At 60.4% G+C, this 17,709-nt stretch carries 15 protein-coding genes; 9 read left to right on the top strand and 6 right to left on the bottom strand.

Annotation, left to right across the window (positions count from 1 at the left end; genetic code table 11):
- Positions 1 to 118 precede the first annotated feature (118 nt).
- The 4 genes from HU722_RS15835 to HU722_RS15820 all read left to right on the top strand — a co-directional run bounded on the left by HU722_RS15835 (position 119) and on the right by HU722_RS15820 (position 3,435).
- A complete protein-coding gene (locus tag HU722_RS15835) occupies positions 119 to 265 on the top strand; it encodes a hypothetical protein (protein WP_175402973.1) in 147 nt (48 codons plus the stop codon).
- Between the two features lie 267 nt (positions 266 to 532).
- Positions 533 to 1,141, top strand: a complete 609-nt coding sequence (locus HU722_RS15830; protein ID WP_065872979.1) for a LysE family translocator — start codon at positions 533 to 535, stop codon at positions 1,139 to 1,141.
- Between the two features lie 312 nt (positions 1,142 to 1,453).
- Complete coding sequence (locus HU722_RS15825; RefSeq protein WP_083213982.1) at positions 1,454 to 2,461, top strand: GlxA family transcriptional regulator; 1,008 nt, start codon at positions 1,454 to 1,456, stop codon at positions 2,459 to 2,461.
- Positions 2,462 to 2,496: 35 nt separating this feature from the next.
- On the top strand, positions 2,497 to 3,435 hold the full coding sequence (locus HU722_RS15820) for an ADP-ribosylglycohydrolase family protein (protein WP_065890933.1): 939 nt from the start codon (positions 2,497 to 2,499) through the stop codon (positions 3,433 to 3,435).
- Positions 3,436 to 3,576: 141 nt separating this feature from the next.
- Here HU722_RS15820 and HU722_RS15815 read toward each other — a convergent pair whose 3' ends face one another.
- From HU722_RS15815 to HU722_RS15795, 5 genes are all read right to left on the bottom strand, one after another.
- Positions 3,577 to 4,824, bottom strand: coding sequence for an NAD(P)/FAD-dependent oxidoreductase (locus HU722_RS15815; protein ID WP_065890934.1), 1,248 nt, complete (start codon positions 4,822 to 4,824; stop codon positions 3,577 to 3,579).
- A 3-nt stretch (positions 4,825 to 4,827) separates the two neighbouring features.
- Positions 4,828 to 6,399 carry an aldehyde dehydrogenase (NADP(+)) gene (locus HU722_RS15810; RefSeq protein WP_065880569.1) on the bottom strand — a complete coding sequence of 524 codons (1,572 nt, stop codon included), beginning with the start codon at positions 6,397 to 6,399 and terminating at the stop codon, positions 4,828 to 4,830.
- A gap of 62 nt (positions 6,400 to 6,461) precedes the next feature.
- Positions 6,462 to 7,409 (bottom strand): dihydrodipicolinate synthase family protein, encoded by a 948-nt coding sequence (locus tag HU722_RS15805; RefSeq protein WP_065872984.1) that lies wholly within the window; start codon positions 7,407 to 7,409, stop codon positions 6,462 to 6,464.
- 42 nt (positions 7,410 to 7,451) lie between these two features.
- A complete protein-coding gene (locus HU722_RS15800; protein ID WP_065890935.1) occupies positions 7,452 to 8,378 on the bottom strand; it encodes a 4-hydroxyproline epimerase in 927 nt (308 codons plus the stop codon).
- A gap of 12 nt (positions 8,379 to 8,390) precedes the next feature.
- A complete protein-coding gene (locus tag HU722_RS15795) occupies positions 8,391 to 10,016 on the bottom strand; it encodes an APC family permease (protein ID WP_065872986.1) in 1,626 nt (541 codons plus the stop codon).
- Positions 10,017 to 10,206: 190 nt separating this feature from the next.
- Here HU722_RS15795 and HU722_RS15790 point away from each other — a divergent pair, with 190 nt between their 5' ends.
- The 4 genes from HU722_RS15790 (at position 10,207) to HU722_RS15775 (ending at position 15,551) form a co-directional block, all read left to right on the top strand.
- On the top strand, positions 10,207 to 10,974 hold the full coding sequence (locus tag HU722_RS15790) for an AraC family transcriptional regulator (RefSeq protein WP_175405793.1): 768 nt from the start codon (positions 10,207 to 10,209) through the stop codon (positions 10,972 to 10,974).
- 309 nt (positions 10,975 to 11,283) lie between these two features.
- A complete protein-coding gene (gene treS, locus HU722_RS15785) occupies positions 11,284 to 13,347 on the top strand; it encodes a maltose alpha-D-glucosyltransferase (protein WP_065872988.1) in 2,064 nt (687 codons plus the stop codon).
- Positions 13,348 to 13,620: 273 nt separating this feature from the next.
- On the top strand, positions 13,621 to 14,400 hold the full coding sequence (locus HU722_RS15780; protein WP_065890936.1) for a GNAT family N-acetyltransferase: 780 nt from the start codon (positions 13,621 to 13,623) through the stop codon (positions 14,398 to 14,400).
- Between the two features lie 32 nt (positions 14,401 to 14,432).
- Positions 14,433 to 15,551, top strand: coding sequence for an acyl-CoA dehydrogenase family protein (locus tag HU722_RS15775; RefSeq protein WP_139114570.1), 1,119 nt, complete (start codon positions 14,433 to 14,435; stop codon positions 15,549 to 15,551).
- Here HU722_RS15775 and ppk2 read toward each other — a convergent pair.
- Positions 15,548 to 16,465, bottom strand: a complete 918-nt coding sequence (ppk2, locus tag HU722_RS15770; protein WP_049713215.1) for a polyphosphate kinase 2 — start codon at positions 16,463 to 16,465, stop codon at positions 15,548 to 15,550. The two genes, HU722_RS15775 and ppk2, sit on opposite strands and share 4 nt — an antisense overlap.
- Before the next feature lie 185 nt (positions 16,466 to 16,650).
- Between ppk2 and pstS the strand changes: the two genes are divergently transcribed.
- On the top strand, positions 16,651 to 17,679 hold the full coding sequence (pstS, locus tag HU722_RS15765; protein ID WP_065880563.1) for a phosphate ABC transporter substrate-binding protein PstS: 1,029 nt from the start codon (positions 16,651 to 16,653) through the stop codon (positions 17,677 to 17,679).
- The last annotated feature ends 30 nt before the right edge of the window (positions 17,680 to 17,709 follow it).

Below are 17,709 nucleotides of genomic sequence, written 5' to 3'. Positions count from 1 at the left end.
CGTTGTACCGTCACGCATACAAACCCTACCATCAGGTTACACGATAGCCGTGACGCACTTCTCCTTGCACTGTCATATCAAACGAGAAGTTAATCTCGTCAAGTAAGAGAGTGATGTCATGAAGTTGAAGTATCTAACCAAGGCGGCTGTTGTCGTCGCGCTGTTGTCGAGCTTGTCGGGCTGCTGGATATTCATGCCGCCGGGTGGTGGTGGCGGTGGGCACGGTGGCGGGCATGGTCAGGGCGGTGGCCCAGGCCCGCGTTAAATCATCAGCGCCGCAGGCAAGTCATGAACAATGGCTTGCCTGTTTTTTTTCCTGCGATAAACCCCAGGCAAAGAAAAGCCCGCGTGGGGAGCGCGGGCTAAAAGGATGTTCATTAGGAGCTGGGTCCACCATAGAGCGTCATCTGTGAAAGGTTTGTGAAAGCGTTGGCAAAAAAGTGTATGCCTCAATCGTGCCGTGGCTGTACGGGGCAGGGGGCTCAATAACCCTCTACTGTCGCAGGCATACCCCCCGTTTGGATGCCGCATCATGTACATGTCTAGCAGTCTGTTGTCAGCGTTCGTGCTGTTCGCCTTTGTGTCTTCGATCACGCCAGGGCCCAATAACACCATGCTGCTCGCCTCGGGGGTGAATTTCGGGTTCCGCCGGTCGATGCCCCATGCGCTTGGGATCAGCATCGGTTTCATGGTGCTGGTGATCGCGGTGGGCCTTGGCTTGGGCGAGGTGTTCAAGGTGTTTCCATGGGCCTACACGCTGTTGCGCTACGTGGGCGCGGCGTACCTGCTGTACCTGGCGTGGAAAATCGCGACGGCGGGCGGCCTGTCCGACAGCAACGATGAGCAGGGCAAGCCCATGACCTTCCTCGGCGCGGCGGCGTTCCAGTGGGTGAACCCCAAGGCCTGGATCATGGCGCTCGGGGCCATCACCACCTATACGCCGGCTGAAGGCTATGTCACCAATGTGCTGGTGATTGCGCTGGTGTTCGCCGTGGTCAACTTGCCCAGCGTGTGCGTGTGGGTCGGGTGTGGCAGTGGCTTGCGCAGTGTATTGCGTGAGCCGCGCTGGCTAAGACTGTTCAACGGGTCGATGGCCGGTTTGCTGGTGCTGTCGCTGTACCCGATGCTGTTTGCCGGCTGAGTGTCAGACCGGCGAGATGGTCGCCAGCAAGCCAATGCCGATGGTCAACACCAAAAAGCCGAACAGGAAAAGTGCCATCTTGGCCATAAGGCCTCCGCAGAGTGGGTAGGGAATGGGGCCATTGTCCGCCTCACCCGCATTTCAATACAGGCGCAGATAGCAAAGAAAAAACCGTATCAGATGGCCCGACCCCTGTTCTGCCACGGGCTTTGAGCGTTTGCGGTTTTCTCAAGATCAGTGCCTGAGACAGCCAACGCGTTTCCCCCTAAGATGGCGCCCACTGCATCAACAATAAAAGTGGGCCAACCCTCGATGGAAAGACGTCAATTCAGCGGTGGCATGAAAGGCAAGAACCTGCGCTACCTCAATGAAACCCAGCAGCCAGTATCGGTGACCCGTGTCGGCTTCTTGCTGCTTGAGCACTTTTCCCTGCCTGCATTCACCCAGACCCTGGACACCCTCGTCACCGCCAACCTGCTACGTCCGGAATTATTCGCTTCGCGCACCTTCGGCTGGGACGATGGCGAAGTCAACAGCGACCTGGGCCTGGTGATCCGCCCCGATGCACGTCTCGACGTGGCGGCCCTGCAGGACCTGGAGTTGCTGGTGATCTGCGGCGGTTTTCGCACTGAACTCAAGGCGAGCGAAGACTTCATCCACCTGCTGCGCAACGCTGCCGAACACGGCGTAGGCCTCGCCGGCCTATGGAACGGCGCCTGGTTCCTCGGTCGCGCCGGCCTGCTGCAAGGCTATCGCTGCGCCATTCACCCCGAACATCGCCCGGCCTTGGCGGAAGTGTCCAAGGCTGCCCACGTCACCAGCGAACCTTACGTGATCGACCGCGACCGCCTCACCGCGTCAAGCCCCTCCGGCGCCTTCCATATGGCGCTGGACTGGATCAAGGGCTTGCACGACAAAGCCCTGGTCGAAGGTATCGAAGACATCCTGGCCTTCGAAGAATCCCGCTACCGGCGTATCAAACCCACCGAAAACGTCAGCGTCAGCGCGCCCCTGCGTGAAGTCGTAAAACTCATGGACGCCAACCTCGAAGAGCCCCTGGAACTCGACCAGTTGGCTGTCTACGCCGGCCGCTCCCGCCGCCAGCTTGAGCGGTTGTTCAAGGAACAACTGGGCACCACGCCGCAGCGTTACTACATGGAACTGCGTGTCACCGAAGCACGCCGGTTGCTGCAACACACCGAGCTGTCTCAGGTGGAGGTGCTGGTGGCGTGCGGGTTCGTCTCACCGAGCCATTTCAGCAAGTGCTATAGCTCGTATTTCGGATATCGCCCCTCCAAGGAGAAGCGGTTGGTCAAGTAGAGTTATGCCTGACTCATTTTTTTCAAGGAAGACCTATGCCTCTTACACGTTTGGATCGTTATCGCGGCAGCTTATTGGGCCTGGCGTGCGGTGATGCAGTGGGCACTACCGTTGAATTCATGCCACGCGGCACATTCACGCCGCTCACCGATATGGTGGGGGGCGGGCCGTTCACCCTGAAGCCGGGGCAATGGACTGACGACACCTCAATGGCGTTGTGTTTGGCGGAAAGCTTGGTGCGTAAAGGTAGGTTTGATCCCGCCGACCAGATGGGCCGGTATTTGAACTGGTGGAAGTGGGGCTACTTGAGCTCCACGGGTGATTGTTTTGATATCGGCATGACCGTGCGTTCGGCACTGGCGGCTTTTGAGGCGCACGGTGATCCGTTTGCAGGATCTACTGACCCTTTTTCCGCGGGAAACGGTTCAATGATGCGTCTCGCGCCGATCGTGCTGTTTTACTTTCCAGACCTTCGGCGCGTCGACGATTTTTCCCGTCAAAGTTCCCGTACGACCCATGGCGCCCAAGAGGCAATCGAGTGCTGCGTGGTACTCGCGCGGGCAACCAGTAACGCCTTGAATGGGGTGCCAAAGGAACAGCTAGCGACCGTCTCAAGCGCCGGTCTTTCTGCGCCAAAGGTTGTGGCAATTGCCCAAGGCGAGTATCGCAACAAAACTCGGGAGCAGGTCACCGGTTCCGGTTACGCCGTGGCGTCGCTGGAGGCTGCGCTTTGGTGCGTACTGAACACAGACAATTTCGCAGACGCTGTGTTGGCAGCCGCGAACCTGGGCGATGACGCCGACACCACCGCTGCCATCGTCGGCCAATTGGCCGGTGCGCATTATGGGGTGCAAGGTATTCCGGCGGGATGGCTGGAAAAGCTCTGGATGCGGGAGGATATTCAGGAAATGGCTGATGCCTTGTTCAAGGTTTCTACTGAACAACGCGCCAATCAAACGGACACGTATCTATAGATACACACGTTTAAATGTCTGCGGGCTTGCTCGCGAATGCGGTGTATCAGTCACAGCGTCAATCACTGACCCACCGCATCCGCGAGCAAGCCCACATTTGCACTGCTTACACTCCATGAATTGTTGTCGGCAATTGATTTTTTAGAATCGGTCCAGGCGATAAGCCTCCAGTGCCGGTGCTGCCGCTCCTCGATTCGCGCTCGCCAACTCCCCAACCAACTCCGCCGTCACCGCCGCCTGCGTCAACCCCAAATGCTGATGCCCAAACGCAAGCAGCACTTTCCCGTCGCACACCCGGTCAATCACCGGCAGCGAATCCGGCAACGACGGCCGGAACCCCATCCACGGCGTTGCACCTTCCGCACTCAGGTCCTGCCTGAACAACCCTTTGCTCAACCGATGCAACTGCCAGGCGCGCGCCATATTCGCCGGGCGGTCGAGGCCGGCAAATTCCACGGTGCCGGCCAGTCGCAGGCCGTCGGCCATAGGCGTCATGATGAATTTGCGTTCCAAGGAGGTGACGGCAAACGGCAGGCGCTGCTGTTCGTGGGGCAGCATGAGGTGATAGCCGCGCTCCGTGTCCAGCGGGACTTTTTTACCGGTCAGTGCAGCGGTGAGTTTGGCTGAGTGGGCACCGCAGGCGACCAGCACCTGCCGTGCTGCGAGCGGGCCTTGGTCGGTGGTGAGTGAGACGCCGTGTTCTTCCAAACGTCCATCCAGCACCTGGCACTTCAGGAATTGCACGCCACTGGCCTTGGCTGCCTGGACCAGCTCGCACACCACTTGGTAGGGGTCCAGGAAGTGCCCGGTGCTGGGGAAAAACAGCCCGCCTCGGATGTTGTCGCTCAATTGCGGTGCAGCCTGGCGTATCGCGTCGCCGGACCAGAACGCGACGGGCACCTGTTGCGCGTGCATACGCTGTTGCAAGGCATCCAGGGCGTCCCGTGAGTCCGCCCGTTCAAACACCAGCAGCGAGCCCTCTTCACGCAACAACTCCGGGCGCCCGATGCTATGCAGCAGGCGCTGCCAGGCGCCCAGGCTGCCCTCGTTGAGCACGCGGATACCCGCGACCGTGCGCTGATAGCTGGCCGGGCGCAGGTTCAATAACAGGCGCAGGAACCAGGGCAGGGCGCGCGGCAGGTATTTCCAATCCAGGCGCAGCGGGCCCATGGGGTCGAGCAGCATGCCGGGCAAGCGTTTGAGGATCGACAGGTCGGCAATCGGAAACACCTGTTCGGTCGCCAGGTGCCCGGCGTTGCCATAGGAAGCACCCATGCCGGGTTCCTGCTGGTCGACCACCACCACGTGCCGGCCCTGACGCGCCAGTTGCAGTGCACAGGCGACGCCGATAATGCCGGCGCCGACCACTACGATATCGGGATCGGACATGGCCTACGCCTCTCTCTGGCCGTCGAGCAAGCGCCGCAGCAATAACGGGTTGCCGTGCTGGAGCGCGCCGGGCAACAACGCATCGGGGAAATCCTGATAGCACACCGGCCGTAAGAAACGCTGGATGGCTGCCGTGCCCACCGACGTGCTGCGCGAATCCGAGGTGGCCGGGAAGGGGCCGCCGTGGACCATGGCCTCACACACTTCGACCCCGGTTGGCCAGCCGTTGACCAACAGGCGCCCGGCCTTGCGTTCAAGCACCGGCAGCAGGGCCTTGGCGTTTGGCAGGTCGTTTTCGTCCAAATGCAGGGTGGCGGTGAGTTGGCCTTCCAGGTGTTCAGAAACCTGTCGCACATCTTCGGGGTTGGCGCATGCAACGATCAAGGATGCCGCGCCGAAGACTTCGGCTTGCAGCGGTTCATTGGCCAAGAAATCGCTCGCCTGCGTCACGAACAAATGCGCCTGTCCTTGGTTGGGACCGGTGGCCGCCGGACCTTTCGCAACAACCTTGGCGTGTTCAGTCAAGGCGCCCACACCTGAAGCGTAGGCACTGGAAATACCGGGCGTAAGCATGGTCTGCGCTGCACAGTTCGGCAGTAGATCAGCCGCCCTGCGGATGAAGCGATCCAGATCCGGCCCTTGTACCGCGATCACCAGTCCTGGGTTGGTACAAAATTGTCCGGCACCCTGGGTCAAGGAGGTCACAAAACCTTGGGCCAGTGCCTCACTCCGAGCCGCCAACGCCGCCGGGAACAGGTACACCGGGTTGATCGAGCTCATTTCCGCATACACCGGAATCGGCTCGGGCCGTGCCTGCGCTGCTTGCGTCAGCGCAAGCCCACCGCTGCGAGAGCCAGTAAAGCCGACGGCCTTGATGCGCGGGTCGGTAACCAGCGCAATACCGACCTCACGGCCCGAGCCGTACAGCAGCGAAAACACGCCCTCGGGCAAGCCACACGCTTTCACCGCTTGCGCCACTGCCCGGCCCACCAGCTCACTGGTGCCCGGGTGAGCACCGTGGGCCTTGACGACTACCGGGCAACCGGCGGCCAGTGCAGAGGCGGTGTCGCCACCGGCCACGGAAAACGCCAGCGGAAAGTTACTCGCGCCAAACACGGCCACCGGGCCCAACGCGATGTGGCGCTGACGCAGGTCTGGCCGTGGCAGTGGCTGACGCTGCGGCTGCGCCGTATCTACCCGCACATCCAGCCATTCCCCGGCACGCACGGTGCGGGCAAAGATGCGCAGTTGCCCGCAGGTGCGGCCGCGTTCGCCTTCAATGCGCGCGCGGGGCAGGCCGGTTTCGGCAACGGCGCGTTCGATCAACTCATCGCCCAAGGCTTCGATGTGTGTGGCGATGGACTCAAGGAAGGTCGCGCGGGCCTCCAGTGAGGTTTCGCGGTAGAGATCAAAGGCCGTCCACGCCAATGCGCACGACTGCGCGACATGTTCGCCGTCGCCGCCCAGGTAGGCGGGCTCCAAGGCTGCGTTGGTGGCGGGATTGATCGCCCGGATCGCATCGCGATTGCCGCAAATGAGTTGCTGACCGATCAGCATCTTGCCCGTCAGAGTCATGGAATCGTCCTGGAAAAAAGGTGGGGTTGGCCGCTGCGAGAACCACAGCGGCGCGTAAGGGGTCAGGCGACGTTCTGTTCTGCCGACCAGTTGGCGTACCACTGGCGGAACAGCGCGTACTGATGCTCGGCGTAACGGCGCTGGGCGTCGCTGAGGGCGTCGGTCTCGTTGAAGTGCAGGGCGTAGCCCTTGTCGCCGTTGAGCACCATCAAGTGCTTGTAATACAGCACCAGGTCGCAGCCTTCATCGAACGATGACAACACTGCCAGCGCGGCTTCCAGTTCACGGGCCTGGCGGCGGGCCTTGGCATCGCCCTTGGCGGCTTTTTTGCTCAGTGCCACCAGTTGCAGGACTTCCCGAGGCAGTGCATTGCCGATACCGGTGATGGCGCCGGTGGCGTTGCAGTTGACGAAGCCGTGCACCACCTGGGTGTCGACGCCAACCATCAGCGTGACGTTATCGTCCTGGGAGGTGATGTGTTCGGCTGCGTAGCGCAGGTCGGCACCGCCACCGAATTCCTTGAAGCCGATCAGGTTCGGGTGTTCGCGGCGCAGTTCGAAGAACAGGTCGGCGCGGGTGGCAAAGCCGTAGTACGGGCTGTTGTAGATCACCGCCGGCAGGTTGGGCGCAGCCTTGAGGATTGCCGAGAAGTGCGCCTTTTGCGCGGTGGCGGAGGCGCCTCGGGACAGGACGCGCGGGATCACCATCAGGCCATGGGCGCCGACTTTGGCAGCGTGGGCCGCGTGCGCTACCGCCTCACGGCTGTTCACTGCGCCGGTGCCAACGATAGTCGGCACGCCCGCCGCCACCAGGCGTGCCACACCTTCCTGGCGCTCGGCCTCGGTGAGCAGCGGCCAGTCGCCCATGGAGCCGCAATACACCACGGCACTCATGCCGATATCGATCAACTCGCGGCCCTTTGCGACCAGTGCGTCGAAGTCCGGTTTGCGCTCAGCGGTGCACGGGGTCATCAGGGCGGGGATGCAGCCAGTGAAGATGTTGTCGCTCATTGTTCTAACTCCTGGAGTCGTTCAGTTGAATACGGCCGGGGCTCAGATGCCCCAGGCAAAAGGGTCGCGCTCGTCGATCAGCAAGGTGCTGTCGGCGGTCATGTAGGCGCTGCCGGTGATGAAGGGGCGGATACGCTCGCCGTCCCATTCGTAGCGCGCTTCGAATTGGCTGCCGGTGATGCTGGCTTGTGTCCAGGTTTCACCGGGCGCGAGTTTTCCATCGGCGGCCAGGCAGGCCAGCTTGGCGCTGGTGCCGGTGCCGCAGGGTGAGCGGTCGTAGGCTTTGCCGGGGCACATCACGAAGTTGCGGCTGTCGGCCAGGTCGCCGTCGGCGAACAGTTCGATATGGTCGATCAGCGCGCCGTCTTCACCGTGGATGCCCTGGTCTTCAAGGGCCTTGAGCATTGCCCAGGTGTAATCGGTCAGCGCGTCGACGTTGTCCATCTGCAACGTCTGGCCGTGCTGCGACACCAGGAAAAACCAGTTGCCGCCCCAGGCGATATCGCCGTAGACCACGCCATGGCCCGGCACGTCCACCGGCACCCGTTGGCGAAAACGGTAGGCGGGCACGTTGCGCAGGGTCACGCTGGCGTCCTCGTGCAAGGTTGCCGCAACCGGGCCGACCGGCGTGTCGATGGTATGTACGCCGGGCTGGATGCGCCCCAAGTGGTGCAGGGACGCGACCAGGCCGATGGTGCCGTGGCCGCACATGCCGAGGTAACCGGCGTTATTGAAGAAGATCACCCCACACACCGCGCCAGGGGTGACGGGCTCGCAGTACAGCGCACCGACCAGTACGTCATTGCCACGCGGCTCCAGCAGGCAGGCGCGGCGCCATTGATCGTGCTCGGTGCGCAGGTGCACTCGTTGTTCGGCAATGGTGTCGCCGTTCAGCGCAGGGAAGCCGCTCATGACCAGGCGCGTCGGTTCGCCGCCGGTGTGGGAGTCGATCACATGCAATCGTTTCATAAAACGCTCCAATCAATGGGTGGCCGGGGTGAGCGGGGCGTGGGTGTGGGGCTCGTCCACCGTCTCGCTTTCATCGTCTTCGGTCTCCAGGCGTACCAGGTGCGCTGGTACTCCGGTGGCAGCCCCCCAGTAGTAAATGCCCAGTGCGCAGACCGCGACTACCGCAGTGTCAAACGGATGGCTGATGACACCGATTCCGCCAAAACTGCCGAGCTTGGACAGCAGGATGGTCACCGCGTAAAAGCCGATCAGCCAGGCTGAAGAGCGCACTTGCTGTTTGAGATTGAGGTGCGCGGTCGGCACCCAGCGGGCACACAGCAGGTACACCACGAACATCAGGATTTGCAGGCCGAGCAGCCAGGAAACGGTGCTCCAACCGGACCAGTACACGATCAACGCGGCGATGATGAACGACAGCGGGCCGAGCACCGCCATGCCTTTGACGCGGAACGGGCGCGCCATCTCTGGTGCATTGCGACGCAGCGCGGCGACGGTGACAGGGGCGACCGCGTAGCTGAGAATCAGCGCCGCGGACACCACATTGATCAGCGCTTCCCAGGACGGAAACGGCAGGGTCCAGAACACCGACAAGCCAAAGGTCAGCCACAGTGCCGGGCGCGGAATGCCGGACTTCTCATCGATACGCGTGAAAACCTTGAAGAACGTACCGGTCTGCGCCCAGCCATACACCACCCGTGGGGTAGCGTTCATGTAGATGTTGCCGCAGCCGCTGGGGGAGATCACCGCATCGGCTACCACCAGGTACGCCAACCAACCCACACCCAGCGCCAGGGCGATATCCCGATAAGGCAGCGCCAGCTCCTTGCTGATCCCGGCCCAGCCGTTGGCGAGCATTTCCGTGGGTACGCCACCGAGGAATGCGGTTTGCAGCAGCACGTAGATAGCGGTCGAGAGCAACACCGAGAGGATCAACGCAATGGGGATCGTACGTTGCGGGTTCTTCACTTCACTGGCCACCGAGATGATCGGCGTAAGCCCCAGATAGGCAAAAATCACCCCGCCGGCCGACACCGCCATCTCGATGCCCGACAGGCCAAACGGTGCGAAACCCTGGACCTGGAAGTTCGCCGGCTTGAAGAAGGTGAACAGCACGCCAATCACCAGCAACGGCACGATGAACTTGAACACGCTCACCAGGTTATTGGCGATGGCAAAGGTTTTTACGCTGCGGTAATTGAGCACGAAGAACAGGCAGAGCAGGGCGAATTGCACCAGCCAGCCCAGGGTGGTCGGGTCGCTTGAGCCGACCTTGGTCAGCTCGGGAAACCACGCCGCGGCGTATTGACGCGAGGCAACCACTTCGATGGCTACCAGGCTCGAGAACGCGATCAACGTGATAAAGCCCATCAAATAGCCCAGCAGCGGGCCGTGGGAGTAAACCGGGTAGCGCACCACGCCGCCGGCGCGGGGCAATGCAGCGCCCAGTTCGCAGTACACAATGCCCAGCAGCAGCACGGCGAAACCACCGATAAGCCAGGAAATGATCCCCGCAGGGCCCGCGATTGCAGACACGTGACTGGCCGCGAATAACCAGCCCGAACCAAAGATGGCGCCCAGCCCGATAAAGGTGAGGTCCATCAATGAAAGTTGTTTCTTGAACTTGCCTTGACCTGACATAGCGTCGCCTTCTTGTGAGTTATTGGGTAGGCATGCAGTGGCCCTACAGTGAACTCATGAACGGCGGCGCGATTGATGTTTTTTACCGGCATCGATGACGAAATCAGCACAGTTTGCACCGCTCGACAGCGCCCTGGGCATCGGGCAATCTGCTACGCATCGAGGCAATTTTCGGGGGAGGGGGACAGTCATGATGCAGAGCGCGTTTGCGACCCTTTGCCAAGGGAGCGAGGCGAATCGCCCCCACACCATCGAGCACTTATTGGCCGGTGTGATGCAACTATTGCCGATGCTGGATGTGATTCCCAATGCGGCGATTTTCATCAAGGACACCCAGGCCCGTTACGTCCTCGCCAACCGCACCCTGGTGCAACGCTGCGGCCTCAAACACCTGCAACCGCTGCTGGGCAAGACCAGCGCTGAAGTCTTCCCCGCGCAATTGGGACCGGGTTACACCGAACAGGACCGGCGTGTGCTCGAGCAAGGCTTTGTGCTGGAAGACCAGCTTGAATTGCACCTGTACGGCACCCGCGAACCCGGCTGGTGCTTGACCCACAAGTGGCCGCTGTACAACCACGCGGGCGAGATCATGGGCCTGGCGGGTATCTCCGTGGACCTGCAAACCGCCAGCGAAAGCCACCCGGCCTACCAACGCCTGGCCGCCGTGGACGCGCACATCCGCGCGCACTTCAACCGCCGCGTCACCCTGGGTGAGCTGACGCGCATCGCCGGGATTTCAGTGGCGCAGCTGGAGCGTTACTGCAAACGCGTGTTCCACCTGACACCTCGGCAAATGATCCAGAAAGTGCGCCTGGAGCACGCGCATCGGTTGCTGCATACCGACATGCCGATTACCGAGGTTGCGTTGCAGTGCGGCTATACCGACCACAGCGCGTTTACGCGGCAGTTCAAGGCATCGACGGGGTTTACGCCGAGGCAGTATCGAGAAACCCGCTAAGTATCTAGACGGTGCTTTTCTGTGGGAGCTGGCTTGCCTGCGATGGGTACGCCTTGGCTTAACAGGCAGACCGGTGGATAACTTGTAGTGAGCGGGCTTGCCCCGCGCTGGGTGGCGAAGCCGCCCCAAACCATGCGACTTGGTTTTATCTGGAACTCGGCGGTGTCTTTACTGGGGCGGCTTCGCCACCCAGCGCGGGGCAAGCCCGCTCACTACAGTCCATCGCCAGCACCATCCCGATGCAACGAATGGCCCACACAACCCTCATATGTTCACGAGTAATGCTTCACGACGACAGGTATCAGGCTTATGACGGCGGCTGAAAACAACCATGTGAACTGGCTGGTGGAGCAATCGATGCTGCATGCAGCACGCCAGCGGGCCAAGCTCTATTCGGGGCAGGGCCGGTTGTGGCAACAGCCTTACGCACAGACCCGGCCCCGTGATGCGACGGCCTTGTCGTCGGTGTGGTTCACCGCCTACCCGGCGTCGATCGTGACCCGTGAAGGTGGCACGGTATTGGAAGCGCTGGGGGATGAGGCGCTGTGGCACGCCCTGTCGAAAATCGGCATTCAAGGCATCCACAACGGCCCACTGAAAAAGTCCGGCGGCCTGAGCGGAACCGAGCACACGCCGACCATCGACGGCAATTTCGACCGCATCAGCTTCGAGATCGACCCTGAATTGGGCACCGAAGCGCAGTTACAGGCGTTGACGCGCATGGCGGCGGCGCACAATGCGGTGATCATCGACGACGTGATACCGTCCCACACCGGCAAGGGCGCGGACTTTCGCCTGGCCGAGATGGCGTACGAGGACTATCCCGGCCTTTACCACATGGTGGAAATTCGCGAAGAAGACTGGTCGTTGCTGCCCGACGTGGTCGCGGGGCGCGATGCGCAGAACCTCAGCCCCGTGCAGGTCGATGCGTTGCGTGACAAACACTACATCGTCGGCCAGTTGCAGCGGGTGATTTTCTTCGAACCCGGCGTCAAGGAAACCGACTGGAGCGCAACCAACGTCGTGCTGGGCGTGGATGGCAAGCCGCGTCGCTGGGTGTACCTGCATTACTTCAAGGAAGGCCAGCCGTCGCTGAATTGGCTGGACCCAACCTTTGCCGCGCAGCAGATGATCATTGGCGATGCGCTGCATGCCATCGACGTAATGGGCGCAAAGATCTTGCGCCTGGATGCCAACGGGTTCCTCGGTGTGGAGCGCAAGCTGGATGGCACGGCCTGGTCCGAGAGCCATCCGCTGTCGATCACCGGCAACCAGTTGTTGGGCGGCGCGATCCGCAAGGCGGGCGGTTTCAGCTTCCAGGAGCTGAACCTCACCGTGGACGACATTGCGTCCATGTCCCATGGCGGTGCCGACCTGTCCTATGACTTCATTACCCGCCCGGCGTACCAGCATGCGCTGTTGATGGGCGACGCCGAGTTCCTGCGCCTGATGCTGCGCGAAATGCACCGCCAGGGCATAGACCCCGGCTCGCTGATCCACGCGTTGCAGAACCACGATGAACTGACCCTGGAACTGGTGCATTTCTGGACGTTGCATGCCCATGACACCTTCCTTTATCAGGGCCAGACCTTCCCCGGTAACATCCTGCGCGAGCACATTCGCGAGCAGATGTACGAACGTTTGGCCGGCGAGCATGCGCCGTATAACCTCAAGTTCGTGACCAATGGCGTGTCGTGCACCACCGCCAGCATCATTACGGCGGCGCTGGGGATTCGTGACCTCGACGCGATTACCCAGGCGGACATCCAGCAAATCCGCCAGATCCATCTGCTGCTGGTGATGTACAACGCGATGCAGCCTGGGGTGTTTGCCTTGTCCGGCTGGGACCTGGTCGGCGCGCTGCCGTTGGCGGCCGAAGAAGTCGAGCATCTGATGCGCGATGGCGATACGCGCTGGATTCATCGCGGCGCGTATGACCTGGTGGATTTGAACCCTGAGGCAGAACTGTCTGCCGGCCATATGCCACGTTCGAAGAGCCTTTACGGCAGCTTGAACAGCCAGTTGCAGGACCCCGAATCCTTCGCTTCGCAACTGCAGAAAATCCTCGCGGTACGCCGTGCCTACGATATCGCGGCCAGTCGCCAGATCCAGGTGCCGGAAGTCGAAAACCCGGGGCTGCTGGTGATGGTCCACGAATTGCCGGCCGGCAAGGGCATACAAATTACTGCGCTGAACTTCGGCGCCATGCCGATCACCGAAACCCTGCATTTGCCTGATATTGCTGCCGGGATGGTGGTGGATATCATCAATGAGCGCGTGGAGGGAGACCTGACGGCGGAGGGGGCGTTCACCATTACCCTGGACGCATATGAGGGGTTGGCGCTGCGGGTGGTCAGTAGTTCACCCCTCTAGCGTTACCGCATCGTGTAGTGAGCGGGCTTGCCCCGCGCTGCCACCCCGCCTATTCAGATAATTCGCGGCGTCTGGTTTTAGGGCTGCTACGCAGCCCAACGCGGGCAAGCCCGCTCGCCACAACCGTGTGAACAAGTGATTTTAATTATTAGGGAAGGGCGTTAAAAGTTCGCGAACGCTTTCAGAGTTTCCTTACGCTGCCTATATAAAACTGCATGTAGTGTCTCGCTCACTACGTGCTGATTAATAGCGCGGTGACTCAAAGGAACAGAAATGCGATCTCAGCCGGTACCCCGTGATGAACATTCAACTGCGCCCGTGCAACGTGCACAGTTAGTGGTCAGTCTCGCCACGACACAAGATGAAGTACGTGAAGTGCAACGCCTGCGTCATCGTGTGTTCACCGACACGTTTAAACTGTCCACACTGGCTGACCCCGAGGCATTAAATACTGATGAGTTCGATGACTATTGCGACCACCTGCTGGTTCGCGACACCCGGACTTCGGCTGTGGTGGGCGCCTATCGCCTGATGGGCCCGACAGCGGCACAACGCATGGGGCACTATTACTCGGAGAGAGAATTCGATCTCACTGGATTAGAGTCTTTACGCCCCAGAACCGTTGAAGCCATGCATGCGTGTGTCCACCCCGAGTACCGCAGTGGCAGCGTGATCATGATGCTGTGGTCAGGCCTGGCGAGGTATATGGAGCGCGAGGGCTGTGACCATTTGATGGGGTGCGCGAGTGTGAGCCTGTCCAGTGGAGGCCACAATGCGGCGGCGTTGTACCGCAGCTTCACCTCGGAAAATCTGGCGCCTGCCGACTATCGGGTACTCCCCCACATACCCTTTCCTATTGAGGCATTCGAGCCTGGGTATATACCGCGCATGCCACCGTTGCTCAAAGGTTATTTACGCAGCGGTGGCTGGGTATGTGGTGTGCCTGCGTGGGATAAGGAATTTAACGTTGCGGACTTTTTTATCTTATTGCCGCTGTCGAAGTTGGACAGTCGTTATGCACGGCATTACTTGAAGTCTCAACAGTCGTTTTGAGGTTCGGTTGATAGTTTAAGGGTTTAATGAATATGGTGTTGAAAGAAGAAAGAGCTGTCGCGTTAATCTGTATTCCCGAGTTATTGACTGTTCTTGAGGCTGCCTCACTTATTGAACTTGAACGGGGAGGGTCCAAACAACTGGCGACGTTGTTTCGAACGTTGGGTGCTCCCGGGCTATCCATTGCCCACGCATTGGGCGGCGGAGGTGTCAGCGCGGTGAACCTGGCGCAGGTGCATACGTGGGTCGGCGCGCATTGCCCTTCTTTGGCGGTGATGATGACCATGCATCACCATACCGTTGCCGGCATGATGGCGGCGAGTCAGTTTTTCCCCGACATTCAAGGGCTGTTAAGCGTGGTTGCACGCGACAACCTGCTGGTCGCCTCGGGATTTGCCGAGGGGCGGGCGCACGCCAATATCCTGGAATCCACCTTGTCCGTTGAAAAGACAGCGGCGGGCTACGTGGTAAGCGGCAGCAAAAAGCCGTGCACGATGACGCACCATTTCGACGCGATCACGTTTGGCGTCAACTACGTCGACCCTCAAGGCAAGACCCATATCGGTATCGGCCTGGGGCTAGCAGGCGACCCGAACATCCAGCGGAAACAATTCTGGTCGGTGCCGCATTTGCAGGCGGCGGACAGCCACGAAGTGATCTTCAATAATCTGCTGGTGCCTGAGTCGATGATGTACTTCAGCAACGCCGTCGATAGCCAGTTGGACAATGTTCAACAGGGGACTGGTGAGCACCTGTTTGCCATCTGGTTCCAGTTGCTGGCCTCGGCGTCCTACCTGGGCATGGCGTCTGCGCTGGCATCACGTGCATTGTCGTCCAACAAAGGCTCGCAGGATGATCGCGCGATGCTGCTGATTGATCTGCAGGGCGCCACCATGGCGGTAAGCGGCCTGGCGGTGTCGATCGATCAGAATCGCTTTCTGCGCGCTGACCTGGCGCGTGCGCAGGCCACCCGGTTTGCCGTGCAGGAGGCGATCAATCGCATCAGCACGCGTGCGTTCGAAATCCTCGGAGGCATGGCGTTCATGTCGTCCGAGGAAATCGCTTACCTGATGGTTGCAACGCGGGTGCTGGCATTTCACCCCACCTCCAGGCTTGCCAGTGTGCCGTTCTTGTGTGAGCAGCTAAGCTAGTAAAGTTGCGGCACGATGAGTTCCGGTGGCGTCGGGCTGCGCGAATAATCTTCCTGCCGCACGCGCTGCGGCAGTTCGATCACCGGTAGCTCGACTTCTTCATACGGCATCTGGCCAAGCAGGTGGTTGATGCAGTTGAGCCGCGCTTTCTTCTTGTCATCGGCCTGCACCACCCACCACGGGGCTTCGGCGATGTGAGTGCGCTCAAGCATGACTTCCTTGGCCTTGGTATAGGCCTCCCAGCGCCGACGCGACTCCAAGTCCATCGGGCTGAGTTTCCACTGCTTGAGCGGGTCGTGAATGCGGCTGAGAAAGCGCAGGTGCTGTTCCTGGTCGGAGATCGAAAACCAGTACTTGATCAGTTGGATACCGGAGCGGGCGAGCATGCGCTCGAACTCCGGCACGCTGCGGAAGAACTCTTCGTATTGGTCGTCGTTGCAAAACCCCATGACTTGCTCGACGCCCGCGCGGTTGTACCAGCTGCGGTCGAACAGCACGATTTCGCCGGCCGCCGGCAGGTGCGAGACGTAACGCTGGAAGTACCACTGGGTCTGTTCGCGGTCATTCGGCGCAGGCAAGGCGGCAACCCGGCAGACCCTGGGGTTCAGGCGCTGGGTGATGCGCTTGATCACGCCACCTTTGCCGGCGGCATCACGCCCTTCGAACAGAATCACCACTTTGTGGCCGGTCTTCACCACCCAGCTTTGCAATTTCACCAGTTCGCCCTGCAGGCGGAACAGTTCGCTGAAATAAATCCTGCGCGCTGCTTTTTCGCTGCTTTCACCGACGTGCTCGTCGAACAGCGCGTTCAGGTCATGCCCGTCTTCGGACAATTCCAGTTCCAGCTCTTCATCACTGTGATCAAGCAGTTCACGGCGGATGCGCTGCATCAAGGCGTCTTCTACTGAGGACATGGGCGGAACTCGCGTGGTGGGGGATGGCAAAGTCTTAGACGCAATTTGTTACGAACCAATTACAGCAAAATGCGTAATTGCGGCGGGAGAGGGGGACAACAAGGCGTTTTGCCATTCCACATTCATAAAACCGTAACAAGATTGTTGCAGAGTGCCTCAGCCCGTAATCACAAGGATTTTCCTGAATGAAACGTCTGATGAAGTCTGCTGCACTCGCCGTCGCGGTTTCTCTTAGTGCCACCTCGGTATTTGCGGCGGAAAGCGTCCGCCTGACAGGTTCTGGTGCAAGTTTCCCGGCCCCTATCTACCTCACCTGGTTCAAGGACTTCAGCAAGAAGACCGAAGGTGTCACGGTTGACTACCAGTCCAAGGGCAGCGGTGCGGGCGTACAGGACTTCCTGAACAAGACCGTCGATTTCGCCGCCAGTGACTCGGCAATGAAAGACGAAGACATCGCCAAGGTGGCTGAAGGCGCGCAACTGTTGCCGATGACCGCGGGCGAGATCGTGCTGGCGTTCAACCTGCCGGGCAATCCTAAAGAGCTCAAGTTGCCGCGCGATGTTTACTCCAACATCTTCCTGGGCAAGATCACCAAGTGGAACGATCCTAAGATCGCCGCTGCCAACCCAGGCCTGAAACTGCCTGACATGCCGATCACCGTGGTTGTGCGTGCAGACTCCAGCGGCACCACCGCTGTGTTCACCAAGCACTTGGCTGCGATCAACCCTGAGTTCCAGAAGGACTTGGGCGAAGGCAACACCGTTAACTGGCCCGCCAGCGACAAGTTCATCAAATCGCCGAAAAACGATGGCGTAACCGCGACCGTTCGCCAGACTCCAGGCGCCATCGGCTACATCGAATACGGCTTCGCCAAACTGGCCAAGGTCGACTTCGCCCAGTTGCAGAACAAGGCCGGTAAATACGTTGTGCCTAACGCCGAAAGCGGTGCAGAAGCCCTGGCTGCGGTGAAAATGCCGGAAAGCCTGGTGGCCTGGTTGCCGGATCCGGATGGCGCCAAGTCCTACCCGATCACTTCCTACACCTGGATGATCTTCCGCAAGAAAAACGAGAGCCCGGCCAAAGCCAAGGCCATGCGTGAAATGGTCGAGTACAGCCTGACCGAAGGCCAGAAAATCGCTGATTCGATGGGCTACATCCCGCTGCCGCCATCGGTTGTCGATCAAGTTCGCAAAGCTTCCGCCAACATTCAGTAAGGCTTGCCAGGCCACCCCGGCATGGGCTGT

The organism is Pseudomonas tritici (genome assembly GCF_014268275.3).
In the GTDB taxonomy this organism is placed as follows: domain Bacteria; phylum Pseudomonadota; class Gammaproteobacteria; order Pseudomonadales; family Pseudomonadaceae; genus Aquipseudomonas; species Aquipseudomonas tritici.
Note: the sequence above shows the minus strand (reverse complement) of the source record. Positions and strands in the feature narration are given on the sequence as shown.

Coding starts and splice junctions, on each gene's coding strand:
- pstS (WP_065880563.1), top strand. CDS start 16,651: ATGAAACGTCTGATGAAGTCTGCTGCACTCGCCGTCGCGGTTTCTCTT.
- treS (WP_065872988.1), top strand. CDS start 11,284: ATGACGGCGGCTGAAAACAACCATGTGAACTGGCTGGTGGAGCAATCG.
- HU722_RS15790 (WP_175405793.1), top strand. CDS start 10,207: ATGATGCAGAGCGCGTTTGCGACCCTTTGCCAAGGGAGCGAGGCGAAT.
- HU722_RS15780 (WP_065890936.1), top strand. CDS start 13,621: ATGCGATCTCAGCCGGTACCCCGTGATGAACATTCAACTGCGCCCGTG.
- HU722_RS15805 (WP_065872984.1), bottom strand. CDS start 7,409: ATGAGCGACAACATCTTCACTGGCTGCATCCCCGCCCTGATGACCCCG.
- HU722_RS15830 (WP_065872979.1), top strand. CDS start 533: ATGTACATGTCTAGCAGTCTGTTGTCAGCGTTCGTGCTGTTCGCCTTT.
- HU722_RS15795 (WP_065872986.1), bottom strand. CDS start 10,016: ATGTCAGGTCAAGGCAAGTTCAAGAAACAACTTTCATTGATGGACCTC.
- HU722_RS15800 (WP_065890935.1), bottom strand. CDS start 8,378: ATGAAACGATTGCATGTGATCGACTCCCACACCGGCGGCGAACCGACG.
- HU722_RS15815 (WP_065890934.1), bottom strand. CDS start 4,824: ATGTCCGATCCCGATATCGTAGTGGTCGGCGCCGGCATTATCGGCGTC.
- HU722_RS15775 (WP_139114570.1), top strand. CDS start 14,433: ATGGTGTTGAAAGAAGAAAGAGCTGTCGCGTTAATCTGTATTCCCGAG.
- ppk2 (WP_049713215.1), bottom strand. CDS start 16,465: ATGTCCTCAGTAGAAGACGCCTTGATGCAGCGCATCCGCCGTGAACTG.
- HU722_RS15835 (WP_175402973.1), top strand. CDS start 119: ATGAAGTTGAAGTATCTAACCAAGGCGGCTGTTGTCGTCGCGCTGTTG.
- HU722_RS15810 (WP_065880569.1), bottom strand. CDS start 6,399: ATGACTCTGACGGGCAAGATGCTGATCGGTCAGCAACTCATTTGCGGC.
- HU722_RS15825 (WP_083213982.1), top strand. CDS start 1,454: ATGGAAAGACGTCAATTCAGCGGTGGCATGAAAGGCAAGAACCTGCGC.
- HU722_RS15820 (WP_065890933.1), top strand. CDS start 2,497: ATGCCTCTTACACGTTTGGATCGTTATCGCGGCAGCTTATTGGGCCTG.